Annotated in this window: 1 rRNA gene; it reads right to left on the bottom strand. The window is 54.6% G+C overall.

The features are described 5' to 3' along the window. Window positions 1–3: 3 nt before the first annotated feature. Window positions 4–621, bottom strand: a 23S ribosomal RNA gene (locus ACUCV0_RS24065); the annotation flags it as partial.

Genomic DNA, 621 nt, shown 5'->3' with positions numbered 1-621 from the left:
AGGAAGCTCAAGGCTCCAGTGAGATCTCATCTTGAGGCAAGTTTCCCGCTTAGATGCTTTCAGCGGTTATCTCTTCCGAACATAGCTACCCGGCGATGCCACTGGCGTGACAACCGGAACACCAGAGGTTCGTCCACTCCGGTCCTCTCGTACTAGGAGCAGCCCCTCTCAAATCTCAAACGTCCACGGCAGATAGGGACCGAACTGTCTCACGACGTTCTAAACCCAGCTCGCGTACCACTTTAAATGGCGAACAGCCATACCCTTGGGACCGGCTTCAGCCCCAGGATGTGATGAGCCGACATCGAGGTGCCAAACACCGCCGTCGATATGAACTCTTGGGCGGTATCAGCCTGTTATCCCCGGAGTACCTTTTATCCGTTGAGCGATGGCCCTTCCATACAGAACCACCGGATCACTAAGACCTACTTTCGTACCTGCTCGACGTGTCTGTCTCGCAGTCAAGCGCGCTTTTGCCTTTATACTCTACGACCGATTTCCGACCGGTCTGAGCGCACCTTCGTACTCCTCCGTTACTCTTTAGGAGGAGACCGCCCCAGTCAAACTGCCCACCATACACTGTCCTCGATCCGGATAACGGACCAGAGTTAGAACCTCAAG

Source organism: Pseudomonas sp. VMV1, assembly GCF_056790235.1.
This window is presented reverse-complemented; position numbering and strand designations above follow the sequence as displayed.